We start from the raw sequence: 13943 nt of genomic DNA, 5'->3' as shown, positions 1-13943 counted from the left end.
CAGACCATAAAGCACTGGCTTGACAGACTGAACCACAGATATGAACGAGAGTCCGTACAGTTGCGGAACGGCAGTTATATGCCTGGTGAAGCCGTAAGGAAAACGCAAGGCTCTAATATGAATATTAAATTCCCTGAAGCGTATTAAGCGGACCTTAATTTTTCCAGCCCCTAAGTGCCCTGTTCTTATGGAAGTTTGCGCCGGAACCCCATATGATTGATTAAGAATGTTCAAGTAAAGGAAACTCTGATGCAACTTATAAAAACTGAATACTCCCTCAGTTCCGGGTATCCGATTGTCAGGCGCACGCTGGAGGACAAAAAGAATTTGGTGAAACAGCCTGGTTTCGGTCCTGAGTCCTGCTGTGCAGTAGTCCAGTACAGGCTACGGGGTAATATTCGTTATGCGTTCGGAAACAGTCGGATGCAGATAAGCATGCCACCAGGAATCTATACCCATAATTGGGTCAGGCTGCATGGCGAAATGGCGGCTCTCGTTGCCGCGATAAACCGCATCGAGCGCTATTCCACCGATGATGTAATACCAATCACGGCTGCCTATATTGAATTGCGGCCCTGTGAGGCCAACTGCATGCAGGCACTGCGTAATATTCTGCCTGAGGATGCTTGCGTTTATTACTCTTTTGACCACCCCACTCAGGTTGACGAATGGAAATTACGTGCTAATGAGCTTTGTAGCGTTTGAAACTTTTCACCACAACATTTTCCCAGGCAAATTAGAAGTGATATCCCCCAAAATTTAGGTGATGTGGTGAATGAATGGAAACGCAGAAACTCCCTTTAAAAGTTACCCAGCTGGTTGCTATCAGCTTAAATTGCACTGTGTTCATGTCCGTTACGAGCCAAGAGCGAACGTGGAGATCGACAGTCTCAGTTGATTTAAGGGAAGCACTTTAGTGGTTGTTGTCAAAGCTACGTTTTAAAGGTTTAAATATTGCATTACAAATATTATGGATTCTACACATGAAAAAACGATTGTTACTGCTTATATTACTCATTACTTCCCAATCGTGGGCTAGTCAGCCCTCCCCAAATGAGCAAGCTAAACAAATGGCTGAAGCAGTATGCCTATACCAATACAATGTCATTAATTCTCACTTTACTTTGGGTTTTTCTGAGGAAAAAGCAATTCAAGCATCGTCTAAAATACTAACTAATTATTTAAAGAGCCATAAATAAAATGCTGGGGATTTTTTTCTCTCATCGATTCGTAGAAGCACAATTGCACAGTTACGGGAGTTAGAAGGAAATAAAGATGCAGTACAGCGACTACACTCTCCCCCACCAGATTTTAAAGATAATTTTTTATCCTCTTGTAATGGAATGAAAAAAAAGCAGTTGGAAGCTATGCATGTTTTTGGTTAAATTCAACATACATACATACATACATACATACATACATACATACATACATACATACATACATACATACTGATGTGATTACTTTGGGGCCATCGCAATTATTATCTTTTATCCTCGCTCATAGCTGCCAGAGTCCTACTAAAGCAGCAGGCTCTTGCTAAAAGTGAAAAATGCTAAACGCATGATATGTTACTCTTTTGGGTGCTGGGCATAAAAATAATTAATAGTAACTTTTAGGCGAATCTGAGTGGATATCGGTGTCTTAGACTTGCCGCTTGTAGGTTTGTTTTGTGCTTGTGCCTTGACCTTCCCCCTGTAAACCGATCCATTCTATTTCAGAGTGCTTCCGACATACTGTTATGTACTCGGAATTGATTGCCATACGTAAAGCCCGACTCACCGAACACCAGATCATTGCCGTTCTGAAGTCCGTCGAAACCGGACGTACCGTTAAGGATGTCTGCCGCGAAGCGGAAATAACTGAGTATTCGTATTACAACTGAAAAGCGAAGTTTGGCTATATGAAAGCCTCTGATATCGAAAAGATGAAAGCTCTTGAGGAAAAAAACGCCGCTTCAAAGAGATGTTTGCCGACCTGAGTCTGGAAGATTGAGCGTTAAAAAACTCATCGAAAAAAACGTTAAAAACAATGATACAGCGTGAGCACGTCGGTTACCTGACCGCACAATTAATGGTGTTTATCCCCTTTCAACCCTCTTCATCACGAATCTCATCCCGCGCCGCATGACGGGTGGCTCTGGCGACCGTCCCTCCATCCATAAGGATTCCCTGCAACAGCAGATTATAAACCGGTGCCTGGGGACGATTCAGGCGGTTCTGCAGTAGCTGAATCGCCTCGTAGCCCAGTTCACGACAGGGCACGGCAAAGCCAGTGATGGATGTGTCTGGCGGCCCGGCTAACCGGCTCGCCAGATCGGTAGTCATCAACGACATATCCTCGGGAATACGCAACGATCGGGCACGCAACACATTTTGTACCCCGGTGATAATGCCTTTACCTACCGGCAAGATAACATCTGGCCACGCTTCACGTGGATGACTATCCAGCCAGCGATTAAGCGCGTCCTCGGTCTCACCAGAGGAATAGGCTTCGATCACAATCAGGTCTTTCTGCGGACTAAACGGAATATGAAAATGGCGGTAAGCATCTTTAATGCCTTCCAGGCGCAGAAACAGCGTCTCACGGCTCAGACAGGTCACGGTCAGCACGCGACGATGGCCCTGTTCAAACAGATGCTGCATAGCCCCAAAACCAATCGCATGGTGATCGGGTGAAACCGCATCCAGCTTCATGTCTTTGTCTCGGGAATTAATTAACACGCAGGGCTTATTGAGTGTCGCTGCCAGATTGAAAATCGCCTGGTCGTCAGTCCCGATGATAATGATAGCGTCGTTACTTTTTGCACCCGCCTTTTCAAGAAACAGCTTCACATCGGCACGCTGTTCCTCAAGCGGATAGTAGCTGATATGAACGTCGTGCGTTGCACAGGCTTCTGCGATGCCGCGCGTCACTTCGAGATAAAAATGATCGCCACGCGGGGTAAAGGTGCGCGCTGGGGCAAACACAATAAGGCTGTTGATCAACAGGCGGCTGCTTACCATTTCATGCAATACGCCAAGACGACGCGCACAACTGACGATAGCCTCACGTGCTTTATCACTGGTGTAGGATTTACCGCTCAGCACGCGCGAAACCGTACTGACGGAATAGCCCGTTTCTGCTGAAATTTCGTCCATTCTGAGCTTGCCAGCCATAATGTGATCCCCATCCCAATCATTTTTTGCAATTTTTTGCAGCTATAGTGGATTGATAATACGGTGATTTTACATTCCGTTCACAAACATCCGCCTCGCTCTGCGAACATTCTCACAAAAACAGTTTGTCCCCTCTCCAGCGCTTTTTTATGGTCTTCCGCAGGCACCACAACCCAGCGAACCAATGGAGAATAAGCATGCTAAAAATTGCAATAGTGGGCATGGGCAACATTGCCAATTTACATATTCAGGCATTTTTGCAATTTCCTGAACGCGGCAAAATTGTCGCCGTTGTTGATGTTTATCCTGACAAAGCCCGCGATAAATTACAGCGTTATGGCCTGCAGGATGTGCGCGTTTACAGCGATCATCATGCGATGCTGGCAGAAGGCGCAGATATTGATGTCGTTGATGTCTGCACCCCACCCTATGTGCACGCAGAAAACACCATTGCGGCACTACAGGCGGGAAAACATGTGTTATGCGAAAAGCCAATGGCGGCATCACTCGAAGAGTGCGATGCCATGATGGCGGCGCAAAAGGCCAGCGGAAAGGTCCTTTCCGTGGTGGCACAGAACCGTTTTACCGATGCCTTCTGGCGCTTAAAAGCCGCTGTTGATTCGGGGCTGGCAGGGAAAATCTGTCACGCACAGGTCGATTCATTCTGGTGGCGGGGCCACTCTTATTATGACCTGTGGTGGCGTGGCACCTGGGAGAAAGAAGGCGGCGGTTGTACGCTTAATCATGCGGTGCACCATATCGATGCCATGCAGTGGATGCTCGGTGCCCCCAGTGAAGTGGTTGCCATGATGGGCAACGTGGCCCACGACAACGCCGAAGTCGAGGATCTCAGCGCCGCTATTTTCCGCTTTCCGAATGGAACTCTTGCGCAGCTAACGGCCTCGGTTGTGCATCACGGAGAAGATCAAAAAATCATCCTACAGGGTGAAAAAGCGCGCCTCTCTGCGCCCTGGAAAACCGTGGCTAACCAGGCCGCGGAGAATGGCTTTCCGGAAAAAGATAACAATATTGCTCTGGAAAGCGAGCTGGAGCGCTTATATGCCGATGTGCCACCTCTGAACTGGACGCTGCATGCCGGGCAGGTGAATGACTTTTTCTGCGCCATTGAGCAACAGTGTGCGCCATTAATCGATGGCGAGCAGGGTAAACGGTCGCTGGAATTAATTACCGCCATCTATAAATCGGCCATCACCAAAAGTACGGTCTCGCTACCTATTCCTGAAGATGACGCCTTCTATTGTACCGGCGGACTGATTGCCAGTGCGCCCCATTTCTACGAAAAGCAGGCTTCAGTAGATAACTTCGCTGATGTCGACGACATCCCGTTGGGTAAAAATTTTGCGTGAGGAAACAACCATGAATAAAAAGGATGGCATGAATTACGCGCCGAAAGGCAAGCCGCAGCACGTAGTCAATCCAGGCGAGTTTATCTTTGCCGCCACAGGGCTCGATCATGGACATATTTATGCCATGTGCAATGGCCTTACCGAGGCCGGTGCAACCCTGAAGTGGGTTTATGACGCGGATGCGGCCAAGGTCGATAAATTCGTCCAGCAGTTTCCGCACGTACAGATTGCCGATTCACTCGATACGATCCTTGCCGATCGGCAGGTGCAGTTAGTGGCAGCCGCCGCTATTCCCTCACAGCGCTGCGCGCTGGGGCTGAAGGTCATGGCGGCCGATAAAGACTATTTTACCGATAAGGCTCCCCTGACCACTCTGGAACAACTCGACGATGCCAGAGCGATGTGTGTCAAAACCGGCCGTAAATATGCCGTTTATTACAGCGAGCGTCTGCATGTGGAAAGTGCGGTATTCGCCGGGCAACTGGTTGAACAAGGCGCAATTGGCCAGGTCGTCCAGACACTAGGCACGGGTCCACATCGGGAAGGCACGGGCCGACCAGACTGGTTCTACCAGCGCCGTTATTTTGGCGGCATCCTGTGTGATATCGGCAGCCACCAGATAGAGCAGTTCCTCTATTACACCGGCAACCGCGACGCCACGGTGGTCGCCAGTCAGGTCCGCAATTTCAGTCATCCTTTCCACCCGCAGTTTGAAGATTTCGGTGAGGCAATGCTGGCGGGCGAAAACGGCGCGACGGGTTATTTTCGCTGTGACTGGTTCACACCTGATGGCTTATCAACGTGGGGTGACGGACGCATGACGTTACTTGGCACCGAAGGATACATCGAAATCCGCAAATACACCGATCTGACGCGCGATGAGCAGGACGTAGTGTACCTGGTTAATAATGACGGCGAATTTCGTTACAGCGTTTCTGGCACCGTGGGGTTTCCGTTTTTCGGCCAGTTAATTAATGACTGTCTGCATCGCACTGAACAGGCTATGACGCAAGAACATGCATTTAAAGCCGCCGAATTATGCATTAAAGCACAGATGTTAGCTAACGCGGGATAACCTACCGCTGACCGACTTTATTTCCACTTCTGTCTATAACAGAGACGGCAGCATCGCGCACCTCTGCCGTTATAAAACACCTACCAGAACAGGAATTTTATCGATGGTTAAACCCACTCAGCGTCGCGTAGGTTATGGCGTGGCAATCGGCTACGGCTTAACGGATTTATTTGGCGGAGGCGCTTTTGCCGTTATCGGTGCCTGGCTATTATTTTTTTACACCACTTATTGCGGATTATCGGTATTTGAAGCGGGATCTATATTTGCCATTGCCCGCGTCATCGATTCTGTTTTAAGCCCGATAATGGGTTACATCACCGATAATTTCGGCAATACATGGGCGGGCCGTAAATTTGGCCGCCGCCGCTTCTTTTTATTAATGTCGTCACCCTTGATGCTGCTGTATGGCGCACTGTGGGTGACGGACATGAGCTACTGGTATTATCTCGGTACGTACCTCACTATTGAATTACTCTCTGCAATGGTGCTGGTCCCGTGGGAAACCCTGTCATCTGAGATGACCAACCGCTTCAGCGAGCGTACGCGTCTGTCCGGCGTGCGCCTGATGTTCTCTTCGCTCGGGAGTTTTCTGGCTGTCTCCGTGCCGGGGCTGCTCATGACCTACACCGGCAAAGATAACGCCATCACTTACACGCTGACGGGGATCATTTTTTCGGTCATTTATTGTGTTGCCGTCTTTATTACCTGGCTCACGACCTGGGAAGCGAAAGATATACAGACCGGGCAGCCTGATGAGATCCACCCGGTCAGGAAAGGTCATTTCCTGGCGCATTTTAAATATTTGTTTGTGGACCTGATTTCATCATTCAAAATCAGAGCCTTTCGCCAGCATCTGATGATTTATATCTGCTCATTTACCGCAATGGATGTCTTCCTGGCCGTTTTTACCTACTTTGTGATTTACGGTCTGAAACAGGACGCCTCACTGGCCTCTCTGTTACTGAGCAACATGATGTTTATGTCTATCCCGGGTACGTTTGTATTTATGATGCTGTTAGGCCGGTTAAATATGACGCCCTCAACCGCACTGAGAATTTCTTATCTCAGTATTCTGGTGATCTTATTCTTTCTGTTTGCCGTTTATCTCTGGCACTGGCAGGTACCGGCCCTTCTGTTCAGCGCGATATTTCTTTTTATGGGCATCGCCCGTGCCGGGTTGTTCTACATTCCCTGGAACATCTACAGTTTTATTCCTGATATTGATGAGATGGTCACCTGCAAGCGTCGGGAGGGAATCTTTGCTGGCGTAATGGTGTTAACCCGTAAAAGCTCTGTCGCCATTGCCATCTTTATGATTGGGGTCGTCCTGCAGGAAAGCGGTTTTACGAAAGGAAATGGCGCCCAACCCGAGAGTGCGATTAATGCCATTGTGGTATTGATGGTGTTTGTGTCTGGCACACTACTGGCCATCAGTTTCTGGCTGACCTATAAGTTCAAGCTGACCCAGAGCAGTCACAGGTTGCTGATCAAAGAAGTCGCACGTCGTAAGCTTGGCGGCGCACCTAAAGACTGCGATGCAGAAACGCGCAAAGTGATCAAATCGCTGACCGGGTATGAATATGACGAAGTCTGGGGCGTCACACCGGCGAAAAAAACTAACGATACCGCCGTGAATTCACCCCTGTAGGCGGAGGGTGACGGATGCGTAACCCGCCTGCCAGTGGGTTACGCATCCGTTAGCCGTTAAAGCGGCGATCGGAATAATGCGACACCAGTAAAGACACCGTTGAAATTCAGTAAGCCGTTCAGGGGTTAAACATCGGGCTTACGAGCGAACAATTCTTCTCTGTCTTCTGGCCGTAGTCTTAAGCTGTGCCCGGTATTAAGAAAATAACGCCTGTTCTGCGGGCGCGGATCTTTCGATAACTCACTCCAGCCCAGCCTTAACGTCGGATAACGGGCTCGGCGCGCCCACCTCGTCGCTTTTCCTTTGCACCCTTTTTACACCGCATCAGATTTTTTTTACGCCACTTTTACACGCCGGGCGCTTAAATCTACAGCACCGGGCGCAGATGCGTCCATGTACAAGGAAGCCGTTGATGAAATGCGTGAATGCGTCCTCTTTCCTGCCGGTTTGTGGTGATGCCGTGGTGGCGGATCTTGCCGAGCAGCAGCGCCTTCGCCTGATGTCTCCCCGTAAATGGTTCAGAGAGACGATGGAGGTTAATACCGATCCGGCCATGCTCAACCCGCGGCTGATTGCCCAGTGGCTGGGTGCGGCGATCCCTGATGCGCGCTTTCTGACGCTGGCACTGAACAGCAGTCTCTGTTTTGGGCTTTATCGCCATGCCCGCCAGATTGGCTTTGCGCGCGTGATCACCGATATGGCCGAAACCTGGATAATACAGGACCTGTTTATCTCGCCGGAATATCGCTATGTCGGGCTGGGCTCCTGGCTGCTGCACTGTTGTATGACACATCCCGGTGCCAGTGGCTGCCAGCGCATTATTGCCCTGAGTGACAGCGCGCCGGCTTTTCTGGAACGTAACGGGTTTATTTGTCATGACGCGCTGCCGGGCATTTATCTCAGGACGGTTTCACCTGATGGCCTGGGTGATTCGGTGCGTGCTGACCGCACCCAACACCATTAAGCGAACAGGACGCCTTGCCATGTGCGGCCTGCTGCAGTTTCTCATCCGACCTCCACACGACGACTGTTGGACATCGGGCACGGCGACTGATGCCCTGCCCGCCCATAAGGAAAACACCATGTCAGGTTTTATCCTGGTATCACACAATCATTCACAACGTTCCACCCTGTCCGCCATTTATGAAGGTCTTCTTTCCCGCAACGGCGGACTCTGGATCAGCTGGGATGGCGAGACGGCGGTTCTGCCTCCTGATGCGCCGAGGCCGCTGAGCGCTCAGCAGAAAGGCGCTTATGCAACCCTGACCTTTCCTCTGTCCAGGGACGAGGTGAATGAAGGTTATCACCAGTATGTTCATAAAGGGATGTGGCCGGTTTTCCACCAGCGTCCGGACCTGGCCCGCTTCTCTGCTGACGGCTATCGGGAATATAAAAAAATTAACGAAGCCTACGCACAGGTCATCAGTGAAAACGCCATGCCCGACGACGCCATCTGGATACAGGATTACCACCTGTTAGGCTGCGCCCACTACCTTCGAGAGGCCGGACTGACCAACCCGGTGGGCTTTTTCCTGCATCAACCTTTTCCCTCGGGCAAGATGTTTGAGGCGATTCCCGACTGGCGCTGGCTCACAGAATCGCTGCTGTGCTGTGACCTGATTGGCTTTCAGACCGTTCAGGACATGAACAACTTTATCGTCTGGCTGGAGAGCGAATGTCGTACCGAGCGCCTGAGCGCCGACAGCATTCGCGTGCAGGGACGGATTGTGAAGCTCGGCGTCTTTCCTGTCGGGATTGATCTTGATGATGTGCGCTGTCTGCGTGACAGCAACAGCTGTGCCTTTATGGAAATGCAGTGCCGTGAAAGCTTAGCGGAAAACACCGTACTGAGCGGCGGCCATCTTGATGAAAGCGCCGGACTGCCTTACCGCATCAGCGCGATAGAGGTGCTGCTGCGCAAACATGCGGTTTATCAAAAAAATATCACCCTGCTACAGCTGGCACCGCACGCTGCGGGCTACGCAGACCGGGCACCGGGCATCGCGCACACGTTAGAAACCCTTTGCGGCGAATTTAACGGCGTACACGGCATGATGAACTGGTATCCCGTTAACTGTCTGACTCATGCCTACAGCCGTGAGGAACAGGCGGGCATTTATCGCGCCTCACGCGTAGCGCTGGTCACGCCGCTGATGTCGGGAATGAGTTTAATGGCAAAAATGTATGTGGCGTTGCAGGACCCGGATAACCCAGGCATGCTGATTCTGTCGCAGTTTGCTGGCGCGGCAGAGCAAATGGACGGTGCGCTTATCGTCAATCCTTACGATCCGGATGCCATGGCCGATGCCATTCACAGCGCCCTGCAGATGCCATTGCGTGAACGGCGACATCTGCATGCGCGCCTGATGAAGGGCTTGCATCTGCATGACAGCCATCACTGGGCACAGGCATTTTTGTCGATGCTGAACGGCATGCCGGTGATCCCTGGCCCGGTCATGTCAGCCGTGCCCAACTTGCGCCTGGGCAGCAGCCGGGTTCGCTACTGAGGTTGTCGCCCTCCGCAGCGCCATTACGCAGGTCGGCGGTGACGCCAGAGCACCACCGCCGCAACCCTGCGCAGGACAGGGCCCTTTTCATCCGGCCCTGTCGCCCGATAACGGCCTAAGGCAGATAGAACATGGGCTGTAATGGTTCGCTGACCGGGCTGTTATCCGCATTCGTCACCATCACATCCTGCATGGATGCCCACCAGCGCTGGCACACCGCCGTCTGCGCCACCGCCAGCCAGCGCGCCTCTGATTCGATCTCCACGCTGGCAAAGAGCAGGTGGCGCGTCGTATCCAGCCAGATGGCATAGTGATGCGCACCGTGCGCTTTAAGCGTTTGTTCCAACTCAGGCCAGATGGGCGAATGACGGCGCAGATACTCATCGTGGCAGTCCGGATGCACCTGCATCACAAACGCCTTACGCAACATCACTGCGCACCGCCTGAAGCGCCGCCGGCCAGGGCTTGACATTAAAGCGTTCACCCAGCGCGATTAACTGCGCCGTCGTGATGCTCTGACGTATGCCGCCCATCGACAGGGCTTTCACGACCACTTCAGACGACTTCTCCGCGGTATCGATCAGGCCGAAGGTGTCATCCAGCGTCGGTCCTGCACCAAAGATCCCGTGGAACGGCCACATGACCAGGCTGTGAGTGGCCATTTCGTCAGCGGTCGCCTGACCGATGTCATCCGTGCCGGGCACCATCCAGGGCAGAACCCCGACGCCATCCGGAAACACCACCAGGCATTCGGTACTGCCTTCCCACAGCAGGCGAGTGAAGCGCGCGGCGTCGAGGTTGACGACATAGCTCAGCGCCATAAAGTTTGTGGCATGGCAGTGCATAATCACCCTGTCGGCCCCTTGCGTAACGCGTTTGCGTACAGCGTGCGACTGGAAATGGGACGCCAGTTCTGATGTCGGCATTCCACCGTTACTCAGCCCCCAATGGATGCGATACGACAAGCCTTTGTCATCCACCTGCAGCAGGACCAGGCTGTCCGCGGCATCAAGCTGAACGTTGCGAAAGAACTTGCCCGAGCCCGTGACCAGAAACCAGTCGTTGGCCAGGTCCGGGACAGGCTGACTTAACTCAACACAGCGCGGCTGCGCGTAAAAATCGGCAGCAAAAGGGGCTACCTCTTCCGGTAACAGGCGCAGGCTGACATTGCCGCCATTACGCTCATCCCAGCCTTTCAGCCACATATCACTGGTGACTTTCACCATCCCCTGCACAAACTCAGCGTTCAAAATAGTTTGCATAGCCTTTTCCTTAGCGTTGACGCAATGTGTGGTGTTCATAGTGACGAACCTCGCTCAGCCAGCTGGCATCGGCCGGCACATCATGGCGCAGGCACCAGGCTTCCCAGACCGCCTGCCACGGCAGAGATTTTTGCTCTTCGAGCAGTGCCAGACGCGCGGTGTAATCCCCTTCACGTTCCAGCGCTCTGAGCTGATCGCTCGGTTCCAGCAGGGCACGCAGCAAGGCTTTTTTGGTATTGCGTGTGCCAATCACCCAGGCGGCAATGCGGTTGATTGAGGCGTCAAAAAAGTCGAGACCGATATGCACTTTATCGAACAGCTTCTGGCGTGCGATTTCATGGGCAATGGCCTGGGTTTCATCATCCAACAGGACCACATGATCGCTGTCCCAGCGCACCGGACGGCTGACGTGCAGCAGCAGCCGCGGGACAAACAGCATCGCTGTCGAGATTTTGTCGGAGATCACTTCGGTAGGATGGAAATGGCCCGCATCCAGTGTCAGCGCAATCTGGCGACTGGCGGCGAAGCCCAGGCAGAATTCGTTGGAGCCTACCGTATAACTCTCTGCACCGATGCCAAACAGCTTGCTTTCAACCGCATCGATATGGTGTTGCGGGTTGTATTTTTCGCTGATAATCGCATCCAGTGAGCTGACCAGACGCTGGCGCGGTGCCGCACGATCGACCGTGAGATCTTTCATCCCATCCGGTACCCAAATATTCATAACGGAAGGCGTGACAAGCTGCTCACCAAAGTAAGCCGAAATGCGGCGGCTGGCTTTGCAGTGATCGATCCAGAACTGACGGATGCCCGCATCGGCGTGCGCCAGCGTGAAACCCTCCGCGCTGTGCGCATGGGAAAAACAGGTCGGGTTAAAATCCAGCCCGAGCTGGTTTTGCTTTGCCCATTCGACCCAGTGACGGAAATGCTGCGGTTCAATTGCATCGCGCTCAACCGGCTGATCACTTTCCAGATAGATAGCATGCAGATTGACTCTTTTCGGGCCGGGAATTAACGACATGGCTTTATCCAGATCGGCACGCAGCTCAACCGCATTGCGCGCCCGACCGGGATAATTGCCGGTTGCCTGGATACCGCCCGTCAGTTGGCCGTTGGGATTTTCAAATCCACGCACGTCGTCGCCTTGCCAGCAGTGCATGGAGACCGGGATCTCATCCAGTTGCGTCATTACCTGGTCGACATCGACGCCAATAGCAGCGTAACGGTGTTTAGCCAGCTCAAAAGCCTGTTCAATCAGCTTTGTCATAAGCACATTCCTTAGCGGGTTGGCACAGCGCGGCGAAGCGAGCCTGATGGGCTGCAAAGGCGCTGTGATTCTGCGGAGTAAAAGTTTCTAACGGGAAATTGCGGCTGATGCAGCGGCGGAGTTCAGCGACATCGCGCAGTTCTCCCAGTGCAATCAGCTGGCAGCCGACATTGCCGAGCGTGGAGGCCTCAACCGGCCCCGCCAGCACCGGCAACTGGCAGGCATCGGCGCACAGCTGGTTCAGCAGCGGGTTCTGGCTGCCGCCGCCGACAACATGCAACTGGCGCAATGGCGTGCCGCGCAACTGGCTGAGCTCCTCCATCGTCTGGCGGTAGAGCAGCGCCAGGCTGTCAAAAATCGTGCGGGCCAGTGCGGCGTCGGTATGCGGAACCGGCATTGCCTGTTCTGCACAGGCATGTTGAATGGCCTGCACCATATTTTCAGGATTGATGAATCGGGCATCGTTGGGATTGATCAACGCCTGGCAGGCTGGTTGACGGGCGGCGGCGTCAATCAACGCGCACAAATCGTGGATGCCACGTTCCGAGCAGACGCGCTGCAGCAGCCATAATCCCATAATGTTTTTCAGTACCCGGTAGCCTTCCGCGCCGCCTTCATTGGTGACGTTGGCATTCATCGCCGCGTCACTCACACAGGGTTGCAGGCTTTCAATCCCCATCAGCGACCAGGTGCCCGAACTGAGGTAGGCGGTGTTGTCCGCCAGGAGCGGCGTCGCCAGAACGGCGCTGGCCGTATCGTGGGTGGCCACGGCGATGACCGGAATCGGTTTACCGCTCGCGCTGATAAAGTGACCGACCCTGTTGCCCGGAGGCTGGGGTTTACCGAACCACGCGGGATCGACGCCCGCCCAGGCCAACAGGTCAGTATCCCACTCACCGCTGTGGATGTTCAGCAACTGCGTCGTGGTGGCATTGGTGTATTCCCAGTTCATCACGCCCGTCAGGCGATAATGCAGATAGTCCGGGATCATCAGCGCATGTTTGACCCGCGCCTGCCAGTCCGGCTGTTGCAGATGCAGAGCACGCAGCTGATATAAGGTATTAAAAGGCAGGAACTGAATACCGGTACGTTGATAAATGGCCTGCTGCCCCAGGTCCTCGATGGCCTGTTTCATCAGGCCTTCGGTGCGCGGGTCCCGGTAGCTCACCGCCTCACCGACGCGTGCTCCCTCGGCATCCAGTAACACCAAATCCACGCCCCAGGTATCAATGCCGATGCTGTCGGGCACAATGCCCTCTTCATCCAGTTGCGCCAGCCCAGCCCGGATCTCGTGCTCCAGCCTGTCCAGATCCCAGCAGTCATAGCCGGCCTGGCAAACGCGTTGATTGGTAAAGCGGCGCACTTCGCGCAGCCTGATCTGCTGGCTGGCGGCCGTCCACTGTGCAAGCATCACGCGTCCGCTCGATGCGCCTAAATCAATCGCCACACTATTACGCATGCTCATCGCCTGTTCTTCCTGAAATGACATGGCGACAGGATACGCAGCGCGCCCTGCTGTGACCTTAGCGGCACTGCCAGACGGTTAGCGGCACTGGCAGGGTGACAAAGGTGTTCGTGAGGAAGCTCACAGAACTCCCTAACGGCAGAGTTGTGAGCTTTCCCGCATTTTTATCAATCACTTAAGCGATCTTGAAAATT

General features: G+C 53.0%; 12 protein-coding genes and 1 pseudogene. 8 read left to right on the top strand and 5 right to left on the bottom strand.

Annotated elements, in window-relative coordinates; translation table 11 throughout:
* The first annotated feature begins 249 nt into the window (after window positions 1–249).
* From CMR03_RS20140 to CMR03_RS25680, 3 genes and pseudogenes are all read left to right on the top strand, one after another.
* Complete coding sequence (locus tag CMR03_RS20140; RefSeq protein ID WP_063879286.1) at window positions 250–705, top strand: hypothetical protein; 456 nt, start codon at window positions 250–252, stop codon at window positions 703–705.
* A gap of 278 nt (window positions 706–983) precedes the next feature.
* Window positions 984–1199 (top strand): hypothetical protein, encoded by a 216-nt coding sequence (locus CMR03_RS25685; protein WP_244181405.1) that lies wholly within the window; start codon window positions 984–986, stop codon window positions 1197–1199.
* 563 nt (window positions 1200–1762) lie between these two features.
* Window positions 1763–2061: pseudogene (locus CMR03_RS25680) on the top strand (transposase); the annotation flags it as partial.
* Between the two features lie 29 nt (window positions 2062–2090).
* On the opposite strand, the gene CMR03_RS20130 reads toward CMR03_RS25680, so the two are convergent.
* Window positions 2091–3158 (bottom strand): LacI family DNA-binding transcriptional regulator, encoded by a 1068-nt coding sequence (locus tag CMR03_RS20130; protein ID WP_063879285.1) that lies wholly within the window; start codon window positions 3156–3158, stop codon window positions 2091–2093.
* Window positions 3159–3355: 197 nt separating this feature from the next.
* Between CMR03_RS20130 and CMR03_RS20125 the strand changes: the two genes are divergently transcribed.
* The 5 genes from CMR03_RS20125 to CMR03_RS20105 all read left to right on the top strand — a co-directional run bounded on the left by CMR03_RS20125 (window position 3356) and on the right by CMR03_RS20105 (window position 9755).
* A complete protein-coding gene (locus tag CMR03_RS20125) occupies window positions 3356–4525 on the top strand; it encodes a Gfo/Idh/MocA family protein (protein ID WP_096012471.1) in 1170 nt (389 codons plus the stop codon).
* 10 nt (window positions 4526–4535) lie between these two features.
* On the top strand, window positions 4536–5600 hold the full coding sequence (locus tag CMR03_RS20120; protein WP_096012470.1) for a Gfo/Idh/MocA family protein: 1065 nt from the start codon (window positions 4536–4538) through the stop codon (window positions 5598–5600).
* 103 nt (window positions 5601–5703) lie between these two features.
* Window positions 5704–7248, top strand: a complete 1545-nt coding sequence (locus tag CMR03_RS20115; protein WP_096012469.1) for an MFS transporter — start codon at window positions 5704–5706, stop codon at window positions 7246–7248.
* A gap of 412 nt (window positions 7249–7660) precedes the next feature.
* Window positions 7661–8212, top strand: a complete 552-nt coding sequence (locus CMR03_RS20110) for a GNAT family N-acetyltransferase (RefSeq protein ID WP_096012468.1) — start codon at window positions 7661–7663, stop codon at window positions 8210–8212.
* Window positions 8213–8330: 118 nt separating this feature from the next.
* Complete coding sequence (locus CMR03_RS20105; RefSeq protein ID WP_096012538.1) at window positions 8331–9755, top strand: alpha,alpha-trehalose-phosphate synthase (UDP-forming); 1425 nt, start codon at window positions 8331–8333, stop codon at window positions 9753–9755.
* A gap of 115 nt (window positions 9756–9870) precedes the next feature.
* On the opposite strand, the gene rhaM is transcribed toward CMR03_RS20105, so the two are convergent.
* The 4 genes from rhaM to rhaB are packed head-to-tail and all read right to left on the bottom strand — an operon-like array spanning window position 9871 to window position 13749.
* Window positions 9871–10185: an L-rhamnose mutarotase gene (rhaM, locus tag CMR03_RS20100; RefSeq protein WP_096012467.1), complete on the bottom strand. Its 315-nt coding sequence runs from the start codon at window positions 10183–10185 to the stop codon at window positions 9871–9873.
* The gene (rhaD, locus tag CMR03_RS20095; RefSeq protein ID WP_063879278.1) at window positions 10175–11017 is read right to left on the bottom strand and encodes a rhamnulose-1-phosphate aldolase; all 843 of its coding nucleotides are present in this window, start codon (window positions 11015–11017) and stop codon (window positions 10175–10177) included. The genes rhaM and rhaD overlap by 11 nt, the downstream gene beginning before the upstream one ends.
* A gap of 10 nt (window positions 11018–11027) precedes the next feature.
* The gene (locus tag CMR03_RS20090; RefSeq protein WP_096012466.1) at window positions 11028–12284 is read right to left on the bottom strand and encodes an L-rhamnose isomerase; all 1257 of its coding nucleotides are present in this window, start codon (window positions 12282–12284) and stop codon (window positions 11028–11030) included.
* Window positions 12268–13749, bottom strand: coding sequence for a rhamnulokinase (gene rhaB, locus CMR03_RS20085; protein ID WP_096012465.1), 1482 nt, complete (start codon window positions 13747–13749; stop codon window positions 12268–12270). Before rhaB ends, CMR03_RS20090 begins: the two co-directional genes overlap by 17 nt.
* Window positions 13750–13943: the final 194 nt, after the last annotated feature.

Origin of the sequence: Pantoea allii, assembly GCF_002307475.1 — a bacterium.
Classification (GTDB): domain Bacteria; phylum Pseudomonadota; class Gammaproteobacteria; order Enterobacterales; family Enterobacteriaceae; genus Pantoea; species Pantoea allii.
The sequence above is the reverse complement of the archived record's forward strand: the minus strand, read 5'-3'. Positions and strand labels throughout refer to the sequence as shown.